The sequence below is a fragment of the Janthinobacterium sp. TND4EL3 genome, assembly GCF_900156175.1.
Classification (GTDB): Bacteria; Pseudomonadota; Gammaproteobacteria; order Burkholderiales; family Burkholderiaceae_D; genus Janthinobacterium.
This window is the reverse complement of the sequence record NZ_FTMV01000014.1, coordinates 161,570-181,251: the sequence shown is the minus strand read 5'-3', so window position 1 is coordinate 181,251 and position 19,682 is coordinate 161,570. Positions and strand designations below refer to the sequence as shown.

Annotated in this window: 21 protein-coding genes, 2 tRNA genes and 1 riboswitch; of the genes, 12 read left to right on the top strand and 11 right to left on the bottom strand. The window is 64.3% G+C overall.

What is annotated here, in order from left to right; genetic code table 11:
* Nucleotides 1–8: 8 nt before the first annotated feature.
* Together BXA07_RS21180 and BXA07_RS21175 are read left to right on the top strand one after the other, a co-directional pair.
* Nucleotides 9–350: an ArsR/SmtB family transcription factor gene (locus BXA07_RS21180; RefSeq protein WP_076570681.1), complete on the top strand. Its 342-nt coding sequence runs from the start codon at nucleotides 9–11 to the stop codon at nucleotides 348–350.
* Nucleotides 351–473: 123 nt separating this feature from the next.
* Complete coding sequence (locus tag BXA07_RS21175) at nucleotides 474–1,601, top strand: acyltransferase family protein (RefSeq protein ID WP_076570595.1); 1,128 nt, start codon at nucleotides 474–476, stop codon at nucleotides 1,599–1,601.
* A 30-nt stretch (nucleotides 1,602–1,631) separates the two neighbouring features.
* Here BXA07_RS21175 and BXA07_RS21170 read toward each other — a convergent pair whose 3' ends face one another.
* The 11 genes from BXA07_RS21170 to ybgC all read right to left on the bottom strand — a co-directional run bounded on the left by BXA07_RS21170 (nucleotide 1,632) and on the right by ybgC (nucleotide 7,924).
* Nucleotides 1,632–1,913 carry a type II toxin-antitoxin system RelE/ParE family toxin gene (locus tag BXA07_RS21170; protein WP_076570592.1) on the bottom strand — a complete coding sequence of 94 codons (282 nt, stop codon included), beginning with the start codon at nucleotides 1,911–1,913 and terminating at the stop codon, nucleotides 1,632–1,634.
* On the bottom strand, nucleotides 1,882–2,085 hold the full coding sequence (locus BXA07_RS30335) for a type II toxin-antitoxin system RelB family antitoxin (RefSeq protein WP_139335687.1): 204 nt from the start codon (nucleotides 2,083–2,085) through the stop codon (nucleotides 1,882–1,884). Before BXA07_RS30335 ends, BXA07_RS21170 begins: the two co-directional genes overlap by 32 nt.
* Before the next feature lie 143 nt (nucleotides 2,086–2,228).
* Nucleotides 2,229–2,304 (bottom strand) — tRNA-Lys (locus BXA07_RS21165).
* Between the two features lie 89 nt (nucleotides 2,305–2,393).
* A tRNA-Lys gene (locus tag BXA07_RS21160) sits at nucleotides 2,394–2,469 on the bottom strand.
* A gap of 67 nt (nucleotides 2,470–2,536) precedes the next feature.
* Nucleotides 2,537–3,295 carry a tol-pal system protein YbgF gene (ybgF, locus tag BXA07_RS21155; protein WP_076570590.1) on the bottom strand — a complete coding sequence of 253 codons (759 nt, stop codon included), beginning with the start codon at nucleotides 3,293–3,295 and terminating at the stop codon, nucleotides 2,537–2,539.
* Between the two features lie 134 nt (nucleotides 3,296–3,429).
* A complete protein-coding gene (gene pal, locus BXA07_RS21150) occupies nucleotides 3,430–3,951 on the bottom strand; it encodes a peptidoglycan-associated lipoprotein Pal (protein WP_076570588.1) in 522 nt (173 codons plus the stop codon).
* A 40-nt stretch (nucleotides 3,952–3,991) separates the two neighbouring features.
* Nucleotides 3,992–5,269: a Tol-Pal system beta propeller repeat protein TolB gene (gene tolB, locus BXA07_RS21145; RefSeq protein ID WP_076570587.1), complete on the bottom strand. Its 1,278-nt coding sequence runs from the start codon at nucleotides 5,267–5,269 to the stop codon at nucleotides 3,992–3,994.
* Nucleotides 5,266–6,282, bottom strand: a complete 1,017-nt coding sequence (tolA, locus tag BXA07_RS21140) for a cell envelope integrity protein TolA (RefSeq protein ID WP_083708442.1) — start codon at nucleotides 6,280–6,282, stop codon at nucleotides 5,266–5,268. Before tolA ends, tolB begins: the two co-directional genes overlap by 4 nt.
* 48 nt (nucleotides 6,283–6,330) lie before the next feature.
* Nucleotides 6,331–6,771 (bottom strand): ExbD/TolR family protein, encoded by a 441-nt coding sequence (locus tag BXA07_RS21135; RefSeq protein WP_083708441.1) that lies wholly within the window; start codon nucleotides 6,769–6,771, stop codon nucleotides 6,331–6,333.
* A gap of 15 nt (nucleotides 6,772–6,786) precedes the next feature.
* The gene (tolQ, locus tag BXA07_RS21130; protein ID WP_076570585.1) at nucleotides 6,787–7,476 is read right to left on the bottom strand and encodes a protein TolQ; all 690 of its coding nucleotides are present in this window, start codon (nucleotides 7,474–7,476) and stop codon (nucleotides 6,787–6,789) included.
* 46 nt (nucleotides 7,477–7,522) lie between these two features.
* Nucleotides 7,523–7,924, bottom strand: a complete 402-nt coding sequence (ybgC, locus tag BXA07_RS21125; protein ID WP_076570674.1) for a tol-pal system-associated acyl-CoA thioesterase — start codon at nucleotides 7,922–7,924, stop codon at nucleotides 7,523–7,525.
* Nucleotides 7,925–8,239: 315 nt separating this feature from the next.
* Nucleotides 8,240–8,364: riboswitch (ZMP/ZTP riboswitch) on the top strand.
* A gap of 111 nt (nucleotides 8,365–8,475) precedes the next feature.
* Between ybgC and glyA the strand changes: the two genes are divergently transcribed.
* From glyA to BXA07_RS21075, 10 genes are all read left to right on the top strand, one after another.
* The gene (glyA, locus tag BXA07_RS21120) at nucleotides 8,476–9,723 is read left to right on the top strand and encodes a serine hydroxymethyltransferase (RefSeq protein WP_076570583.1); all 1,248 of its coding nucleotides are present in this window, start codon (nucleotides 8,476–8,478) and stop codon (nucleotides 9,721–9,723) included.
* A 143-nt stretch (nucleotides 9,724–9,866) separates the two neighbouring features.
* Nucleotides 9,867–10,328 carry a transcriptional regulator NrdR gene (gene nrdR, locus BXA07_RS21115; RefSeq protein WP_071324704.1) on the top strand — a complete coding sequence of 154 codons (462 nt, stop codon included), beginning with the start codon at nucleotides 9,867–9,869 and terminating at the stop codon, nucleotides 10,326–10,328.
* Nucleotides 10,329–10,570: 242 nt separating this feature from the next.
* On the top strand, nucleotides 10,571–11,152 hold the full coding sequence (gene pilV / locus BXA07_RS21110; protein ID WP_076570581.1) for a type IV pilus modification protein PilV: 582 nt from the start codon (nucleotides 10,571–10,573) through the stop codon (nucleotides 11,150–11,152).
* Nucleotides 11,149–12,126: a PilW family protein gene (locus BXA07_RS21105; RefSeq protein WP_076570580.1), complete on the top strand. Its 978-nt coding sequence runs from the start codon at nucleotides 11,149–11,151 to the stop codon at nucleotides 12,124–12,126. Before pilV ends, BXA07_RS21105 begins: the two co-directional genes overlap by 4 nt.
* Before the next feature lie 16 nt (nucleotides 12,127–12,142).
* Complete coding sequence (locus BXA07_RS21100; RefSeq protein ID WP_076570579.1) at nucleotides 12,143–12,775, top strand: pilus assembly PilX family protein; 633 nt, start codon at nucleotides 12,143–12,145, stop codon at nucleotides 12,773–12,775.
* The gene (locus BXA07_RS21095; protein ID WP_076570577.1) at nucleotides 12,772–16,641 is read left to right on the top strand and encodes a pilus assembly protein; all 3,870 of its coding nucleotides are present in this window, start codon (nucleotides 12,772–12,774) and stop codon (nucleotides 16,639–16,641) included. The genes BXA07_RS21100 and BXA07_RS21095 overlap by 4 nt, the downstream gene beginning before the upstream one ends.
* A gap of 89 nt (nucleotides 16,642–16,730) precedes the next feature.
* On the top strand, nucleotides 16,731–17,234 hold the full coding sequence (locus tag BXA07_RS21090) for a type IV pilin protein (protein WP_083708440.1): 504 nt from the start codon (nucleotides 16,731–16,733) through the stop codon (nucleotides 17,232–17,234).
* A gap of 15 nt (nucleotides 17,235–17,249) precedes the next feature.
* Entirely contained in the window at nucleotides 17,250–17,819 is a 570-nt protein-coding gene (locus tag BXA07_RS21085; protein ID WP_076570575.1) for a GspH/FimT family pseudopilin, read from the top strand.
* Nucleotides 17,820–17,854: 35 nt separating this feature from the next.
* Nucleotides 17,855–18,955, top strand: coding sequence for a bifunctional diaminohydroxyphosphoribosylaminopyrimidine deaminase/5-amino-6-(5-phosphoribosylamino)uracil reductase RibD (gene ribD / locus BXA07_RS21080; protein ID WP_076570573.1), 1,101 nt, complete (start codon nucleotides 17,855–17,857; stop codon nucleotides 18,953–18,955).
* A gap of 30 nt (nucleotides 18,956–18,985) precedes the next feature.
* Nucleotides 18,986–19,621: a riboflavin synthase gene (locus BXA07_RS21075; protein WP_076570571.1), complete on the top strand. Its 636-nt coding sequence runs from the start codon at nucleotides 18,986–18,988 to the stop codon at nucleotides 19,619–19,621.
* The last annotated feature ends 61 nt before the right edge of the window (nucleotides 19,622–19,682 follow it).

Sequence of the window (19,682 nt, the reverse complement as noted above, 5' to 3'; positions counted from 1 at the left end):
TTCTGCTCATGCGTCCACACAAACATCCCCCCGCCAGCGAATTCGTGCTCGAACGCGTACTGTACGCCCTGAGCGATTCGATCCGCCTCGACATCGTGCGCCACCTGGCCAGAGTCGACGCGGCCGCCTGTGGCGACCTCGACGGCGGGCGGCCGAAATCGACCGTCTCCCACCATTTCAAGGTCTTGCGCGAAGCGGGCCTCGTCCATACGGAAAATGCGGGCACGACGCACATGAACACCCTGCGCCGCACCGATATCGAGAGCCGTTTTCCCGGCTTGCTCGACGCCATCCTGGCGCAGCAGCCATTGGCGCCCGGGCAGCCGGAGGCGGAAAAGCCGGCAGCTTAGCCGCCTGCCGTGCCCCGCCATTTGCCAGGCTCGGCTATCATGTCGGCCGGTCGGCAAAATCATCAGCAATGCGCTTGCCTGGGATTGAGTTGTTGAAAAGTGGTAATGTGGCAAGGGTTGTGCATGAAGGTAGTGGCAGGAATCGAGGCGGGCCAGGCGGCCCGCGTGCAGTTTGGCTGGATCAATGGTTTGAAGGCGGGTGCGGCGCAGTTGATCGTGTTGCATCACCTGGCGTTTTACGGCCCCATGTCCGATTACGTTCAGCCGCTGTGGCCCGCGTTGCTGGACTGGCTGGGCGGCAACGCGCGCATCGCCGTGCAAGTGTTTCTCGTCATCGGCGGCTTTCTCGTCGCCAAATCCCTCTCGCCCGCCGGCCAGCCCGGCATTGCCGCCCCGCTGCAGGCGATCTGGCGCCGCTATGCCAAACTGGCGCCGCCTTTCCTGGCGGCGACCCTGCTCGCGGCCGTGCTGACGCCCGTGGCCGGCATCTGGATGCAGCACGATTCCATGTCGGCCGCCGTCACCCTGGGCCAGCTGAGCGCCCATGCCTTGCTGCTGCATGGCGTGCTGGGCTATGAATCGCTGTCGGCCGGCGCCTGGTACGTGGCCATCGATTTCCAGCTGTACCTGCTGACGGTATCGCTGCTGTGGCTGGGCGGCCGCCTGGCGGGCCGGCGGCGCGGACACTGGCTGATGCCGCTGGCCGTCACCGTGGGCATCGCCTTTTCCATGCTGTACTTCAATCTCGACGCGGACTGGGATAACTGGGCGCCGTATTTCTTCGGCAGCTATGGCCTTGGCATGCTGGCCTGGTGGGCCAGCGACCCGGCCCGCAAACCGGGTGCCATGGCCGCGCTCATGGCCATGGCCGCCGTGCCCGTCCTGCTGGCCCTGGCCATCGACTACCGCAGCCGCATCGCGCTGGCCCTGCTCGTCGCCTGCGCGCTGTTCCTGTTCGGCCGCGCCCGCACGCCTGCGCAGGGCGGCGCGTGGAACATCATCAATGCCCTGGGGCGCATCTCGTATGCCGTCTTCCTCGTACACTTTCCCGTCAGCCTGCTGGTGAATGCCTTGTTTATCACCTATGTGCCGCTCGAACCGGAGTGGCAGGCGCTGGGCATGCTGACGGCCTGGGGCGCCAGCCTGGCGGCCGGCGCCGCGTTTCACCGCTGGGTGGAGGTGCCGCTGGGGCGGGTGATGGGGAGCGTGCTGGCGCATCTGGCCGGAAGGCCGGCGCTGGCGTCGCGTTAACGACTGGTTTTCGATATGTGGGGAGGGGACTCAGGGATAGAGTTGCCGTGTATGCATGACGGCAAGAATTTCTATTGCGCTTGCTTCAGCGCGATATACGACGACATAGTTTGGGTGGGCAACCAGTTCGCGCGTTCCTGAAACTCTTCCAGGTCGGTATAACTGAGGGTGATGGGGAAGTTGGGAGATGGCGTGGTCGATGTCGTTGTAAAGCTGCAGCGCTGCTGGCTGGCTGCGCTGCGCGATGTACGTGAGGATCGCGGTCAAATCTTCCTGCGCTTCAGCCTTCCATAGAATCGGCAGCATGGTCATCAGGCTGGGCTGCGACGATTTTTTTCAGTTGCGCCATGACAGTGTCATGTGGGCGGGCAGGGCGGTCATCATTTAGCGACGCCAATACCTTGGCGCGAAACCAGTGGTCATAGGTTTCGGCGGCTTCCGCTGTCTCAAATGCGGACGTGATCGAGGATAGGGGGCCGTTCATGATTTTCTGATTATACGACAGTTCAACAGGGGCGCCTCGCAGGTGGCAGGGTATTTGATTTGCATCAGCGATCGCATCCCGCGCAGGCGATGCCGTTGAAAACAAAAAAGCCAACCGCGAACGGTTGGCTTCTTCATAGTATTTGGTAGGCCGTGCGGGATTCGAACCTGCGACCAACGGATTAAAAGTCCGCTGCTCTACCAGCTGAGCTAACGACCCAAAAACTTTTTACAACAACTTCGGTAACACTGTGCCGTAAAAAAATGCTTGCTATAACAACTCGCAAGCAGATCAGTACTGCGTATTCGTGGTAGGCCGTGCGGGATTCGAACCTGCGACCAACGGATTAAAAGTCCGCTGCTCTACCAGCTGAGCTAACGACCCGAAGAAGAAAGATTATAGGGGGTGCCCGGGATTCTGTCAAACCTAACGGGCAACTTTTTCCCCGCTCTTACTTTTTACCGGCCCGTTCCTTGGCCGTCTGGGCGGCGCTGGACTCCGGATAGCGCGAGATCAGCGCGTTGTAGGTCTTGGTGGCGTTGGCCTTGTCTTTCAGCTCCGTGTAGCAGCTGGCGATGTTGAGCATGGCGTCGGGCGCCTTCGGGCTGTCCGGGTAGTTCTTCACGACGGCTTGCTGGGCGCTGATGGCGCTCTTGCAGTCGCGCTGGGCGTAATAGGCGTTGCCCAGCCAGTATTGCGCGTTGGCCGCGTAGGCCGATTCCGGGTAGCGCTTGACGAAGGCGTCCAGGGCCGTCACGGCGCCCTTGTAGTCGCCCGACTTGAACAGGCCAAAGGCGGACTCGTACGTGCTTTGTTCGGACACGCCGACGGCCGCTTCCTGGCCGTCGATGGTGACTTGCCGCGGTTCGAGCTTGCGCAGGCGCGCGTCGAGGTCGGCGTAGAAATCCTTCTGGCGCTTTTGCGCGTTGGCCAGGTCGTTGCCCAGCACTTCGATCTGGCCGCGCAGGCGGGCGATCTCCTGCATGGTCTGGTCGTGCTGGTTGATCAGGCTCAAGGTGCTGGTCTTGTCCGCCTTGGTATCGATGCGGCTGTTCACGTCGCGCGCCAGTGCGTCGACCTTCGAGCGCAGTTCCAGGATGGCCTTGCGGGCTTCGTCGTCGTCGAACAGGGCTGCGTTGGCGTGCAGGGGCAGATAGGCAAATGCGGCCATCAGGGCGGCGGCGACGCCGGCTTTCGAGAATGTCATCATGAGTCGGGCTTTCAAAGGTTACGCAAGCATGCAAACGGGGCGCCGGGCGGTGTATCACCGCGCTGCGCCCCATTATTATGCCTATGACTGGCCAGTTAGGTAAGCGTCAATGCTGCCGCGCTCACCTGTACACATCAATAAACGATGTCAGCGCGGCGGTTTTCTGCCCATGCTGCTTCGTTGCTGCCTTGTGCCTTAGGCTTTTCTTTGCCCAGCGACACGGCTTCCATCTGGCCTTCAGGCACGCCCAGGGCGGCCATCGACTTGCGCACGGCTTCGGCACGTTTCTGGCCCAGGGCCAGGTTGTACTCGGCGCCGCCGCGTTCATCGGTGTTACCTTGGATCAGGATCTTGCGCGATGGGGTTTTTACCAGGTAAGCAGCGTGGTTTTGCACGACTGGCGTTTCCGATTCACGCACGACGTACTTGTCGAAGTCGAAGTAGATGCTGCGGTTGGCCAGCACGCCTTTTGGATCGTCCAGTGGATCGACCGATGCGGTCGTCACTGGCTGAACTTGACGGGTGTCAACTGGTGCGGCGACTTTCTCAGGAGCGCGCTCGACAACTGGGGTTTCTGCCAGTTTCACAGGGGTGCTGCAAGCCGACAACAGTGCGGCGGTAGCGGCGATGAAAGCCAAACTTTTAAAGTTACTCATTTTTATTCTCCGGGTCATGGTTAAGGTAAAACGTACTGCATTACTTCATGAAAGGACCCCAGGTGGGCTCCTTGATATTGCCAGCTTGCGTAGTCAAACGCTGTTTGACGCGTCCATCCACCGATACCACTGCCAGCGACTTGCGTCGTCCGGATTCGGTCGCGTACATGATATATTTCCCGTTGGGCGAAAAGCTCGGTGATTCGTCGTTGGCGGTGTCCGACAGGCGCAGTTCCTGGCCACTAGCCAGGTCGAGCGCGTAGAGCTGGAAATTGCCGTCGCGACGGGAAATATAAGCGAGTGTCTTCCCGTCGGACGAAATCCGCGGGCTGATGTTGTAGGAGCCGCCAAACGTCACGCGCTTGGCTTCGCCGCCGCTGACCGACATGCGGTAGATTTGTGGTCCGCCGCTGCGATCGCTGGTGAAGTAAATGCTTTGGCCATCGGCCGAGAATTGGGGTTCCGTATCGATGCCGCTGCTGTTGCTGACGCGGCGCAAGCCGCTGCCGTCGGCATTGACGGTGTAGACCTGGGTATGGCCGTCGCGCGACAGGGCCACGGCCAGGCGCGAGCCGTCCGGGCTCCAGCTGGGCGCCGAGTTGCTGCCTTTTTCGTTCGACACGATGGTGCGCTGGCGCGTCACCAGGTTTTGCACGTAAACGATGGGTTTTTTCTTTTCAAAGGAAACATATGCCACCTTGGTGCCGTCCGGCGACCAGGCTGGCGAAATGATCGGTTCGTTCGAGCGCAGCGCGACCTGGATGCCTTCGCCATCGGCGTCGGCCACTTCCAGCCGGTATTCGCGGCCCGATTGCGTGACGTAGGCGATGCGCGTGGCGAACGCGCCTTTGACGCCGGTCAACTTCTCATAGATGTCGTCGGCGATCTTGTGCGCCAGCAGGCGGTTGAACTGCGGCGCGGCTGCATTGTTCATGCCGGAGATCTGCGCGCCCTTGATGGTGTCGAACAGCTTGTAGCGCACGTCCAGGCGGCCATCGGCCATGCTTTGCACGCTGCCGGCCGCCAGCGCGTCGGCGCCGCGCGACTTCCACTGCTCGTAGCTGACGGGCGCCGTTTCCGCCACGGGCGCATCGGCGTCGATCAGCTTGAACACGCCGCTGCGCGCCAGGTCGGCCTTGATGATGCCGGATAACGATTGCGGTGCCGCCGATTCATTGGCAAAGGTGGCGACGGCCACCGGGATCTGGTTGCTGCCGATCCCCGTAATTTCCACGCGCAATTGCGCCTGGGCGCCGGCCGCGCCCAGCATCAGGCCGGCGCAGAGCACAACGTAGCTCATTTTTTTCATGGTCATCATTTAGGCAAATCCTTCATCTCGAATATGAGTTCAATCTCGCGCTCCACGGTGCCGTCTTTCTTCTTCGGCAGTGGCGACGATTTGTTAATGGCGTTTTCCACCGAGCTGTCATACGCCGGCAGGCCGCTACTTTTTATCTTTCGGACCGAAATAATTTCCCCAGTTGGCAGTTGCTCGATCTTGAACACGGCGCGCGGGTTGCCCGGCACGTCCGTGCTACCGCTGTACGCGATATTGCTCTTGATCTTGCTCGTCAGGGCAGCGACATAGCCGCTGTCCTTGCGTGGCGCGGTCGCTTTCGCGGCCGTGCCCGTCGTGCCATTGCCTGCCTGCGCCATCATGCGCTTCATGTCATCGGCACGCAATTTGTCGGCTGCCGCCTTTTCCGCCGCCGCTTTTTTGGCCTTGGCGGCTTTTTCTGCTGCAGCTTTCTTCTCAGCCAATTCTTTCTCGGCTTTTTCTTGCGCTTTCTCTTTTTCTTTTTCGAGCTTGGCTTTCTCCAGCTTGTCGGCCTTTTCTTTTTCCAGCTTTTCAGCCTTGTCTTTTTCTTTCTGCTTCTGTTTTTCCAGTTCGCGCTTTTCTTCCTCGCGTTCCTTCTGTTCCTGCTTGCGGCGCTCTTCCGCTGCCGCTTTCTCTTTTTCTTCCTTCAGCTTGGCCTTCTTGCGTTCCAGGGCGATTTCCGCCTCGCGCAGATCGACCTTCGGCTCGGGCGCGGCCACCGGCGGTGGCGGCGGCGGGGCAGGGCGCTCCACTTCCGGCTCGGGCGGCGGCGGCGGTGTCGGCTCCGGTTCCGTCGCCACTTCAGGCGGCGGCGCGGCCGTCTGCACTTTCATGTCCCACACTTCCGCTTCGACGGCGACAGGCTCGGTACTTTGCCAGTGTACGCCCACCCACAGGAAAAACAGCAGGCCAAGGTGCATCGCCAGCGCCAGGCCCAGCGAGGGCCAGCGGCTGCGTTCGCGCGGCACGCTGTAGGGCTTGCCGAGTACATGGTCGATTGGTTTGGTCTGCAAAGTCTAGTCTATCTAAAAACGGTCAAGTCTGGAAACAGGGTGCTGCGCTTACTTGGTGGCCAGGCCGACGCGGGTAATGCCCATCTTTTTCGCTTCCGAGATGAGCTGGATCACGTCGTCATACTTGCTTTCCTTGTCGCCCGCGATCATCACGGGATAGTCGGGATTGCTTTCATGCAAGCCGCGCAGCTTGCGCAGCAGGGCGTCGCGGTTCGGTTCCGTTTCCGGCGCCAGCTGTTCCTTGCCGATCACGCTGATCGACAGCGAACCATTTGGTTTCAGCACGATCTGGATATAGTCATCGGGCGGTTTCGCCGACTTTTCCGCGTTGGGCAGGTTCACCACGCTGGGATTGTTGGACGACGGCATCACCATGAAAATGATCAGCAGCACCAGCATCACGTCGATATACGGCACGACGTTGATCTCGGACTTGAACTTGCGGCCGCGGCCGCCGCGCATGCCGCCGCTATTGAAGGAGGAACCCATGGACCTTGCCCCCTCTTAGCGCGACTGGCGCTGCAGGATGTTGGAAAATTCCTCGACGAAGCTCTCGAAGCGGATCGCCAGGCGGTCGATGTCGTGCGAAAAACGGTTGTAGGCGACGACGGCGGGAATGGCTGCGAACAGGCCGATGGCCGTGGCGATCAGCGCTTCGGCAATGCCGGGCGCGACGGCGGCCAGGGTGGCTTGCTGCACGTTGGCCAGGCCGCGGAAGGCGTTCATGATGCCCCAGACGGTACCGAGCAGGCCGATGTAGGGCGAGACGGAGCCGACGGAAGCGAGGAAGGCCAGGTGCGATTCGAGCGCGTCCATTTCACGCTGGAAGGCGGCGCGCATGGCGCGGCGGGCGCCGTCGAGCACGGCGCCGACGTCGAGCGCTTCGCGCGAACCGTAGGAAGCCTTGCCCTTGATGAATTCGCCCATGCCGGCATCAAAGATGCGGGCCAGCGCGCCGCTCTGGTCGCGGTTGCCGCTGGCGTTCTGGTGCAGCGCATGCAGGTTGCCGCCGGCCCAGAAGCTGCGTTCGAATTCGATGGTCTGCTTGCGCGCCTGGCGCACGGCAAACATCTTGCGGAAAATATAGGTCCAGCTGGTCAGGGAAATCAGCAGCAGCAGGGCCATGATCAGTTGCACGATCAAATGGGCATTGGTGATGAGCGCGAGGAAAGAAAGATCTTGTGTAACGTTCATTGGCTGGCAGTCTGTTGTGTGAATTATCCGGGGTGGCGGGTGGGGCTCAGGCGGCGCGCATGCGGGCCGCGACGGCATCGGGCACGGCGCGCGGGCGCATGCTTGAGTCGACGCAGCCGATCTTGACGCGTGCCGTGTTGAGCAGGACGTCGCCGCACCAGGCTTGTTGCAGGAAAACAATGGAGGCGCGCCCCATTTTCTCTATGCTTAATGTCAATCTTACCGTGTCATCGAGCCTGGCGGGCGCATGATAGTCGGCGTTGACGCTTTTGACAACGAACATCGCGTCATGCTGCTCAAGCAATTGCTGCTGGCCCACGTCGATGGCGCGCAGCCATTCGGTACGCGCGCGTTCGAAGAATTTCAGGTAATTTGCGTAATAGACGATGCCGCCGGCGTCGGTGTCTTCATAGTAGACACGTACGTTCCAGGTAAAGACTGAAGGCATGTTTATTGCGCCAGTAGTGAGATTGAGCAACATTTTACGCGATTTTTCTTCTTGTGACTTGAGGCGCTTGCTGGAATGCCATGCAAAAGCAGCATGCAAGTTGCACTGCAGCATTGTAAAACGGAGGGCTGCAATGGCAAGCCCCGTAACATACGCTTACATGCCGCCGCCAGGTTTAAGGCCAGCTTAAGAGTCGCCGCCATGCCCCGCAGTCGCCTGCGGCTGCGCCCGGGCTGCGGCGGCGCGCGGCGATTATAGCCGCACGGTTGCATTCCTTGCTCAATTTGGGCACTTAACTTACAATTTGATTTCCATTACGTCTCACGTGACTGGCGAAAAGTCGGGGCGATCTCCACCAGGTGGCGGTCGGCCAAGCGGCGAAAGGTGGACACCCACCGGGAAACGTGAGATTTCATCAGCCGTTCGCCTGGGCAGCCCCTATGGAAATGCACGAAGAGGCTGCCTGTCCAGTGTTGTTATTCAGTTAACGCCGGCTCCCCTCATTCGATCCAACCTGCCAGTACAAGAACCCTCATACTTGGAGTTTTTACATGTTTGCAAAAGATCACAACCTCGCCAACGTCGATCCTGAATTGTTCGCCGTCATTCAAAAAGAAAACGTGCGCCAGCACGATCACATCGAACTGATCGCGTCGGAGAACTACACCTCGCCAGCCGTAATGGAAGCGCAAGGCTCGCAGCTGACGAACAAGTATGCCGAAGGCTACCCGGGCAAGCGCTACTACGGCGGCTGCGAGTACGTCGACGTGGCCGAGCAACTGGCCATCGACCGCGTCAAGCAGCTGTTCGGCGCCGAATGCGCGAACGTGCAGCCGAACTCGGGCTCGCAGGCGAACCAGGGCGTGTTCTTCGCCATGCTGAAGCCGGGCGACCTGATCATGGGCATGTCGCTGGCCGAAGGCGGCCACCTGACCCACGGCATGCCGCTGAACATGTCCGGCAAATGGTTTGACGTCGTATCGTATGGCCTGACGGCGGAAGAAGACATCGACTACGAGGCAATGGAACGCCTGGCCCGCGAGCGCAAGCCAAAACTGATCATCGCCGGCGCGTCCGCTTTCTCGAAAAAGATCGACTTCGAACGTTTCAGCAAGATCGCCAAGGAAGTTGGCGCTTACTTCATGGTCGACATGGCCCACTACGCGGGCCTGATCGCCGCCGGCCTGTACCCGAACCCGGTGCCGTTCGCCGACTTCGTCACCTCGACCACGCACAAATCGTTGCGCGGCCCGCGCGGCGGCATCATCCTGATGAAGGCCGAACACGAAAAAGCCATCAACTCGGCCATCTTCCCCGGCATCCAGGGCGGCCCGCTGATGCACGTGATCGCCGGCAAGGCCGTTGCCTTCAAGGAAGCGCTGAGCCCTGAATTCGTCGAATACCAGAAGCAAGTGATCAAGAACGCCGACGTGCTGGCGAAGACCCTGATCAAGCGCGGCCTGCGCATCGTGTCCGGCGGCACCGAGTCGCACGTCATGCTGGTCGACCTGCGCGCCAAGAACCTGACGGGCAAGGAAGCCGAAGCCATCCTCGGTTCCGCGCACATCACCTGCAACAAGAACGGCATCCCGAACGACCCGCAAAAACCGTTCGTCACCTCGGGCATCCGCCTGGGCAGCCCGGCGATGACGACGCGCGGCTTCAAGGAAGCGCAAGCGGAAGAAGTGGGCAACCTGATCGCCGACGTGCTGGACAATCCGCATGACGCCGCCACCATCGAGCGCGTCAAAGCGGCCGTGAAAGTGCTGGCCGACGCGCACCCTGTGTACGCCTCATAATTATTTGTCCAGAATGTGTCATACGGAGTAAGATTCTGTATGACACATTCCTTCGTGCCCCAGGGCGCCCGGAGTGATTCGGGCGCCCTTTGTACAAGGGCGGCGATTTCCCGTAATTATTACTATAAAGTTGTAGCCAGCCCATGAAATGTCCATTTTGCCAGCACGGCGACACCCAGGTTCTCGATACGCGCGTATCGGAGGAAGGGGATGCCATTCGGCGGCGGCGCCGCTGCAGCAAATGCGACAAGCGTTTCACCACCTACGAGCGCATTGAACTTATCATGCCGGCCGTCGTCAAAAAGAATGGCAGCCGGACGGAGTTCGCTGCGGATAAGTTGCGCGGCAGTTTGATGCTGGCCTTGCGCAAGCGTCCCGTCGCGGCCGCCTCTGTGGATACGGCCATCGCGTCCATCCAGGAAAAACTGCTGACCAGTGGCTTGCGCGAAGTCGATTCCGGCTATATCGGCGAACTCGTCATGCAGGAGCTCAAGCGTCTGGACAAGATCGCCTACATCCGCTTCGCGTCCGTCTACAAGAATTTCGAAGACCTGGCCGAATTCCAGGATGCCATCGCCGAAGTGGGACAGGCGCGCAAGCCCTGACGTTCACGTTGTCGACACCGGGGCCGCTCCCGCGCCCCGTGTTCACCATGCCAGCGTTCGCCTGGCAAGCGGCCTGATCAATTCAGGCGCATTTTGTTTCCCTGCTTTTTGCTGATTTTTCGCCTATCGCCGCGACGTTTGCGCTGCCTCATGCCTGAGTTCCTGCGCGCGCTTATCGTGTAGCTGGGCCGTGCCTGCGTGCGGCTCCAGTCCCCGTTGCATTCTTGCCGCAGGAGTCAACCATGCAAGGCGTCGCGCGCGTTTCCGTGGATGGCAGCAGCCTCGTCGAGGTGCTGGTGTCGCTGCTGCTGTTGGCGCTGGGCCTGCTGGGCGCCAGCATCCTGCAGCTCAGTTCCCTGCGCGCGCGCCACGAGTCGGCGCTGTTGTCGGCGGGCGCGCAGCTGGCCGCCGGCATGGCCGAACGCATGCGGGCGAACAGCGTGCTCATGAACGGCCCCGATGGGGGCAATCCCTACCTGAACGTGGACTATGCGGCGGCGGACGGCGGCGCGCCCGAGGCTGGCGGCGCGCCCGACTGCTACGGCGCCTGCGATGCGGCGCAGCTGGCGCAATTCGATATCGCCGAGTGGCAACAGCAGCTGCAATCGGCCTTGCCCGGCGCGCGCCTGCGCATCTGCCGCGACCTTGCCGCCTGGGATCCCGGCGCCGAAGGCTTGCACTGGGCGTGCAGCGGCGGCAAGGGCGCGCCCGTCGTCATCAAGCTGGGCTGGCGCACCCGCCTGCCCGGTGGTTCTCCCGCCGTCGATGCGGCAAGCGAGTCGCTGCCCAGGCTGGCGTTCCAGCTGGGCGGAGGCGGCGCATGAACGGCCTGCGTGTCCACCGGCGCCGGCAGCGCGGCTTGAGCCTCGTCGAATTGCTGGTGGCCCTGTCGCTGGGCGCGCTGCTGATGTTGGCCGCCAGTACCGTGCTGCTGGCTGCCAGCGGCAGCTATGGCGACCAGTCCGCCAGCGCGCGCCTGGACGACAATGGCCGCTATGCGCTCGACGCCATCGCCCGCGCCGTGCGCCAGACGGCCTATGTGAACTGGGACAGCAGCGCGGCGCCCGTCGCCCATGCCGATCACGACAGCGCGAATATCGCCGGGCTCGACGCGCGCAGCCTGGGCAAGAACAGCGAAGGCATCAGCGAGGCGCTGCCCGGCGCCCTGCACGGCAGCGACGTGCTGGCCCTGCGCTATTACGGCGCAGGCAAGGACGGGGGCGGCGACGGTTCCGTGCTCAATTGCGCCGGCTTCGGCGTGGGCGCCGCGCAAACGCAGGCGCAGCGGGGCTGGAGCATTTTCTACGTGGCGCAGGGCGCCGATGGCGAAGGCGAACTGCGCTGCAAGTACCGTGGCGCGAACGGCTGGGGCGCCGATGCCGTCATCCGCGGCGTCGACGGCTTCCAGGTGCTGTATGGCCTCGACACGGATACGCCGCCCGACGGTGTGGCGAACCGCTATGTCAACGCCAGCGCACTCGACGCCTGCGATGCGGCGCTGGTGCTGGAAGGCGCGGACGCGGCCGCGCGCCAGCGCGATTTGCACCGGCGCACGCACTGGAAGCGCGTGGCCAGCGTGCGCGTGGCGCTGTTGCTGCATGGCGAGGCGGGCCAGGCGGACGCGATGGCGGAACTGGGGCCGGCGCAGTTCGACCTGTTCGGCAAGGCGTATGCCGAGGCGCATGGGGCCGGTGACGCGGGCGTGCGTATCGCGCGCGCGTCCTTGCCTGCGGCAACGCGCTCCAGGCAGCGGCAACTGGTGCAGGCGAGCATCATGCTGCGCAACGGGCCGGTGTAAGGGGGGGGGCAGGACGATGGCGCGCTGCCGCTTGCCGCGTGCGCGCCGCCGTGGCGCCACCCTCGTGTATGTGCTGTGCCTGCTCGTGATCATCTTGCTGCTGGGTATATCGGCGGCGCAGATGGCCTTGCAGGGCGAACAATCGGCACGCGGCGAGCGCGACCGGCAGATCGCATTTCAGGCGGCGGAGGAGGCATTGGTGGATGCGCAGAACGATATCGAAGGCTTGCCCGGCGCGCCGGGCCGCAGCAGCCTCTTTGCGCCGGGCAGTGCGGCAGGATTCGCGGACGGCTGCGGCGAGGCGGGCGCACTGGGCCTGTGCCTGCCCGCGCCTCCAGACGGGCAGGCGCTCTGGTTGAGCGCGGACCTCGATGGCGCCGAAGCGGGCAGCCGCGCCGTGCCTTACGGCCGGTTTACGGGCGCCGTCATGCAGACGGGGCAGGGTTTCCTGCCGTCGCGCCGGCCCCGCTACCTGATCGAATTGCTGCCGTTTCACCAGCCCGGCACGGAGGCGGGTGCGGCAGCCGGCGGCCTGACCACGGCAAGCTATGTGTACCGCATCACGGCCATCGGTTTTGGCGCGCAGGAAAGTACGCAAGTCGTGCTGCAGACTTATTACCGCAAGCAGGCGGCGGGAGCGGGGCCATGAAGGTTTTTCCATTCGCTGGGCGGCGCGGCGGCTGGGCGTGGCTGCTGCTGGTGGCAGGCCTGGCCAGCCTGGTTTGTGGGGCGTGCCCCGCCGCCGTCCCCGCCGTGGTACTGGCGCGTGCCGACGCGGGCTTGCACGGCGCGCGCGTGCCGCCGAACCTGCTGCTCAACCTGTCACTCACGCATGCGGCGGCCGCTGCCGCGCATGGCGGCGACTATGCGCCGCAGCGCGAGTACGCCGGCTATTTCCATGCAGGCATGTGCTACAGCTACCCCTACCGCAGCGTGGATGGCGCCATGCTGCCGGACTTGCGCGTAGCGACCGCTTACTTCTCCGTGCTGAAGCCGTCCGATGCGCTGCACGGCTGCGGCGGCGATAGTTTTAGCGGCAACTTTCTGAACTGGGCCAGCGCCAGCATGCTCGACATCGTCCGCTACGCGCTGACGGGCGGCGACCGCGTCATCGACGAAGTGCGCAAGACGGTGCTGCAGCGCGCCTACCTGCCGGACGCGGCCAGCCCGGTCGACTTTTTTGCCCACTCCGTCTTCTTTCCGCGCAAGGTCTTGCAGGCCGGCGTGGCGGCGGCCACGCCGTTTGCGCTGGCGCAACTGGCCATCGTTTCCTGCCGCAACCGCCTGCTGTTCGGCGACGCCAGTTTGCCTGCCGGCGGCAGTTGCGATGCACCCGGCGCTGCGGCCACGCATGGCGTGTTCCTCGCGCGCGTGCGCGTTTGCGATGCGCTGGAAGGGCCGCTGCGCGACGACTTGTGCCTCGCGTATGGCAAGAACTACAAGCCGGTGGGCGCCGTGCAGCGCCATGGCGGCCGGGTGCGCGTGGGCGTGTTTGGTCTGTTGAATGGCCTGCCCGCCGGCGCCGGCCCCGTGTATGGCGGCGTGCTGCGCGCGCCGCTGGCACATGTGGGCCGGCAGCGCTGGGCGGCGCCCGATTTTTTGCCGCAAGACAATCCCGACGCCGAGTGGAATCCCGCCACCGGCGTGTATGCATATCCGGCAGGGTTCCAGGGCGCGGGGCCTGGCGGCGGGGTGACCGCTTACATCAATGGCCTGGGCCGCGGCAACGCCGGGCATCCGGGCGCCTACGCCAGGGCCGCACCGCTGGCCGAATTGCTGTACGAATCGCTGCGCTATCTGCAGGGACGGCAGGCGAGCGCCGCAGTGCCTCCTGCCACGGCCCCGCCTGCCATTGATGGCGGCTTGCCGGTCATCGCTCCGTGGAGCGAGCCGCAGACGGCCAGTTGCCAGCGCCATATCGTCGTCAGCCTCGGCGATGGGGGCATGGCGCTTGACCGCTACGTGCCCGGCAATGTTCCTGTGACTCCCGCATCGAGCGGCGACCGGGCCCGCGCGCCCGACGGTTTTGCGCCGCCGCCATTCGATGCGATGGCCTGGACGCATGCGGTGGGCGGCCTGGAAAGCGGCGGCACGCCCGGCAATCCCGCGCCACGGCCCGAACTGGCGGCACTGGAACTGCTGGCCGACGGGCAGGGCGGCGCCAGCTACCATGCGGCGGGCCTGGCTTACTGGTCGCATGTGCAGGCGCTGCGTCCCGGCGGCAAGAGCGACGGCATGAACCACATCGAGCACTATGCGGGCGACTTGCGCCAGGGCGACCCGGCCGGCGTGCCTGCCGCGACGCCCTTGTTTCTTGCGGCCAAATATGGCGGTTTTCTCGATGCGAACGGCGACGCCAACCCCTTCAAGAGCGCAACGGGCAGCGCCTTCGATGAATGGAGCTTCGATGGCCGCTGGCCCGCTCATTACCTGCCCGGCAGCGACCCGGCCGCCCTCGTCGCGGGACTGCGCGCGGCCTTTGTCTCCGCCGACAAGGGCACGCTGGCGGTGACGCTGCCGGGGCCGTCCCTGATGGCGCTGGCCGGCGGCACGGAAGAGGCATACTGGTTCCTGACGCAGATGCGCCTGGCCGACGGCAGCATGACCTTGTCGCGCAGCGCGTTTTCCGTCGGCGCCGATGGCGCGCTGCTTCCCGGCAAGCCATGGTGGCGCACCGGCGGAGTGAACCTGCTGGCACCCGATGGAACGCCGGCGGCCTTGCGTCCCGTCTACACGCTCGACGCCAGGGGCGCCCTGATGCCGCTGGACTGGAAGCGGCTGGACGCGGAACAGCGCGGCGCATTCGACGGCGGCGATGGCAGAGGCGAGGCGCGTCTGGCATATCTGCTGGGCCAGCGTACGCACGAGGCGGGCCAGCCGGGCGGCTTCCTGCGGCGCAGGTCCGGCAGTCTGGGCGCCGCGCCGCATGGCAACCTGCTGTACGTGGGTGCGCCGGGGCTGGGCATGCCGGGCGCCGGCTATGGCGCGCACCGCAAGGCGCTGCTGCAGCGCCGGAAAATGCTGTATGTGGGCGCCAACGACGGCTTGCTGCACGCCTTCGATGCGCGCACGGGCGGTGAATTGTTTGCCTATCTGCCGCAGGCGCTGCTGCATGCGGCGCCAGCCGCTGCGAGCACGCACTACAGCCCCGGCCCGCTGCTCGATGGCGCGGCGGCCACGGCGGAAGTGCTGGCGGCGGGCCGCTGGAAGACGGTGCTGGTGTCGGGCATGGGCGGCGGTGCGCAGGGCGTGTTTGCGCTCGACATCACGGACCCGCTGCGCTTCGCGCAGGACGGGGCGCTGTGGGAATTTACGGACCGCGACGACAAGCTCATGGGCAATGTGCGCGCGCCGCCCGCCTTTGCCCGCATCGACATGGGCGGCAAGGAGGGCGCGCCGGCCTACCGCGATTTTGCCATCGTCGCCAGCGGCTACAACAATCAGATGAACGACGGCAAGGAGACGATGGCGCCCGCAGCGGCCGCCGCCATCTTCCTGCTGGCGCTGGACAAGGCCCCCGGCACGCCCTGGGCGTTGGGAAATAATTACTTCCGGCTCAAGGTGCCCGTGGCCAGCGGCGGTGGTGGCGGCCATGACACGGATGCGGACGCCATGCCCCACGCGCTGGGTCCGCCCGCCGTGGTGCCGGGCGCCGGCGGCGCGCTCGCGTATCTTTATGCGGGCGATATGCAGGGCAATATCTGGCGTTTCGACATGGCTGGCGGGCCGCCCTGGAAGGAGGGGCAGGGGCGCAAGCTCGTCTTTGTCGCGCGCGATGCGCAGGGGCGCCGCCAGCCCGTGACGCAGCAGTTGAAAGTGGCGTACGCGCCCGATGGCGGCTATTTATTGCTGTTTGGCACGGGCAAGCTGGTCGAGGCGGCCGATACCTGGCCTGCCGCCTTTCTGTCGCAATCGTTTTACGCCGTCCACGACGATTTGCTGGAAACATCCTCCACGCGCAGCCGGGCCGACCTGGAACAGCGCAGCCTGGGCGAGGCGGCGGGTGGCGTGCGCGTCGACGGCGCCGAACTGCGCTACACGGGCAGCGGTGCCAGGCGCGGCTGGTTTCTCGATTTCCTCGATACGGCGCAAACGGGCGAGCGCAGCATCAATAGTCCCGTTTTGGCCGCCGGCAAGGTGCTGTTCAATACCGTCCTGCCCGGGCGCGACCCCTGCGCCAGGCCGGCCACGCGCCTGTACGTGCTCGACGTGCTCAGTGGCTTTGCCGCCGATGGCGCGGGCCTCGTGCAGGCGGGCGCGCAGACGGGACGCTTGTTCGACGGCCTGGCGCGCGCGCCGCCGCTGGCGCTGGAGCTGAACAGCATCGTGGGCGCCGCGACGGCGGCGGGGCGCGCCGAGGGGCGCAAGGAACTGGCCGTGCTGCAACCGGGCTTGCCCGGCCCGGCCAGCGGGGTGGCGCTCAAGGTCGTCGGCGCGCCGCTGCCCGCGCGGCGCCTCAGCTGGCGCGAAGTGGCGAACTGGCGCGAACTGCACGAGGCGGCCAAGAAAAAATAGGCGTTGGCATGGCTGGCGTGTCGCAAGTGACAAGCGTGCCGGCCTGCGCATCGTATCGGCTGGCGCTTGTTGGAAAGGGGGGAAATCGCATGGGGACGTTGGCAAGGCAGAACTGGTTCGCTGCACACGGTGGCGTTCCTGCTGCCAATCCGCCTGGCTTCAGCCTGATCGAACTGTTGTCCGCGCTGGCGATCATGAGCCTGCTGCTGGCGCTGGCCGTGCCCGCTTATCACGGCCATGTCGTGCGCGCCAAGCGGGTGCAGGGGCAGGCGGCCCTGCTGCGTCTGATGCAGCAGCAGGAGCGCTATTACTCGCAAAACAACCGCTATCTGGTATTTTCCTCGGCCTCGCCGGCGCCGCAGCTGCAGGCATTTCCGTGGTGGTCCGGCGAAGTGGGGGCGGCCGGCAGCGCGTATGAAATCGAGGCGCTCGCCTGCCCCGGCATGACGATAGGGCAATGCGTGCTGTTGCGCGCCATGCCGGGCACGCCCAGGGTCGACGGCCAGTTCCGTGATCCCGATTGCGGCGTCTTGTCCTTGAGCAGCACCGGCCGGCGCGGCAGCAGCGGCCCCGCCAGCCATTGCTGGCTCTAGGCCATGCTCTAGGCCATGGCCACGCGCAAGCAGCCGCCCCAGGCGGGATACACCTTGCCCGAATTGCTGGCCGTGCTGGCGATCGCCGCGCTGCTGGCGGCCGCGGCCATACCGGGCTTGCAGCAGGTGCTGGCGCGCCAGCAGGTGCGCGCGGCGGCTACGGACTTGTTTTCGGCCATCGAATTGACGCGGGCGCAGGCGATGGCGCGCGGCCGGCGCGTGCTGCTGATGCCGGCCGGGGCCGGAGGCACGGACTGGCGCACGGGCTGGCTGGTGTTTATTGATAGCAATACCAACCTGGTGTTCGACGATGGCGACGAATTGCTGTTCCGCCAGGGACCATTGCCGGCGGGCATCACGGCCCAGTTCGCGTTTTCCTCGGCCACGGCGCCGTTTTATATCGCCTACAATGGCGCGGGGCGCAGTTGCAGCGCGACCAATAGCCTGGCGGCGCGCTGGGGCACCTTGTCCCTGGCTTTGGGAAAGCAGGTGCGCCATATTAAAATCAATATGCTGGGCCGGGTGCGCGTGTGCGACCCGCAGCAGCAAGCGGCCAATTGCAGCGGCGTGGCCGACAGTTCGTAACCCGACTTATCTATTACTCACTCTCAAAGAAGCCCGTGGAAATACTCAACGATATCGATGGCATGCGCCTGGCGCTGGAATGGGCGGCGCGCGGTTTATACACGACCTCGCCCAATCCCCGCATCGGCTGCGTGATCGTCCGGGATGGCCAGGTGATCGGTGCCGGCGTGACGCAGGCGGCCGGGCAGGATCATGCCGAAGTGCAAGCACTGGCGAATGCGGCGGCGCGCGGCAACGACGTGCGCGGCGCCACGGCCTATGTCACCCTGGAACCGTGCAACCACCATGGCCGTACGCCGCCGTGTTCCGATGCGCTCGTGCGCGCGGGGCTGGGACGCGTCGTGGCCGCCATGACGGACCCGAATCCGCTGGTGGCGGGGCAGGGGCTGGCCAAGCTGGAAGCGGCCGGTATCGCCGTCAGCACGGGCGTGCTGGCCGACGAGGCATATGAAATGAATATCGGCTTCTTTTCGCGCATGCAGCGCGGCAAGCCGTGGGTGCGCATGAAAACGGCAGCCAGTCTGGACGGCATGACGGCCTTGCATAATGGCCAGAGCCAGTGGATCACGGGGCCGCAGGCGCGCGCCGATGGCCACGCCTGGCGCGCGCGTGCCTGCGCCATCCTGACGGGCATCGGCACGGTCAAGGCGGACGATCCGCAATTGAACGTGCGCGCCGTCGAAACGCCACGCCAGCCGCGCCGCATCGTCGTCGACAGCCGCCTCGACATCAGCATCGACGCGCGCATTCTTGCCGGCGGCGGCACATGGATCGTGGCGGCCGTGGCCAATCCGGAGAAAGAGGCGCAGCTGCGCGCCCTGGGCGCGGAAGTCATCCTGCTGCCGAACGCGGCAGGCAAGGTCGACCTGGCCGCGCTGATGCTGGAACTGGGACGCCGGCAAATCAATGAAGTCCACGTCGAGGCCGGCGCCAAGCTGAACGGTTCGCTGATACGCGAAGGCTGCGTCGACGAGCTGCTGGTCTACCTGGCGCCCACCTTGCTGGGCGATGCGCAAGGCATGTTTGCCTTGCCCGCCTTGACGGATATCAAACAGCAGCGGACCTTGCAATTTCACCAGGTCCAGCAAGTGGGCGAAGATGTGCGTATCCTTGCAAGATTCGCCCAGCGCAATTAATACTTTCATCATTTTTATAAGGTTAGCTCCATGTTTACAGGAATTGTTGCCGCCATTGGCAAGATTGAAACCGTGCAAGCACTCGAAGGCGGCCTCGACGCAGGCGTGCGCCTGACCATCCACGCGGGCGGCTTGCCGCTGGCCGACGTGGCCCTGGGCGATTCCATCGCCATCAATGGCGCCTGCATGACGGTGGTGGAAAAGTCGGACACGGGTTTTGCCGTCGATGTCTCGCGCGAAAGCCTCAATTGCACCGTGGGCCTCGATACGACGACGGAAGTGAACCTGGAAAAAGCCCTGACCCTGGCCGAGCGCCTGGGCGGCCACCTGGTGTCCGGCCACGTCGACGGCCTGGGCGTCGTGCGCAAGTTCGAAGCCGTGGGCGAATCGTGGGAACTGGTCATCGAAGCGCCGCACGAACTGGCGAAATACCTGGCTTTCAAGGGTTCCGTCGTCGTCAACGGCGTGTCGCTGACCGTCAACCGCGTGGAAGACCTGGGCGCGGGCGCCATCGACGGCTGCCGTTTCTCGATCAATCTGATTCCCCACACCATCGCCATGACGACCCTGAAACATTTGACGGTCGGCGGCAAGGTCAACCTGGAAATCGACTTGATCGCCCGTTATGTCGAGCGCATGTTGTCGCTGGACAAGGCTGCTTCCTGATATAAGTACACTGCAACGCATGCTTTGCCTTGCCAGGCGTGCGTTGCTTTTCTTTCAGACG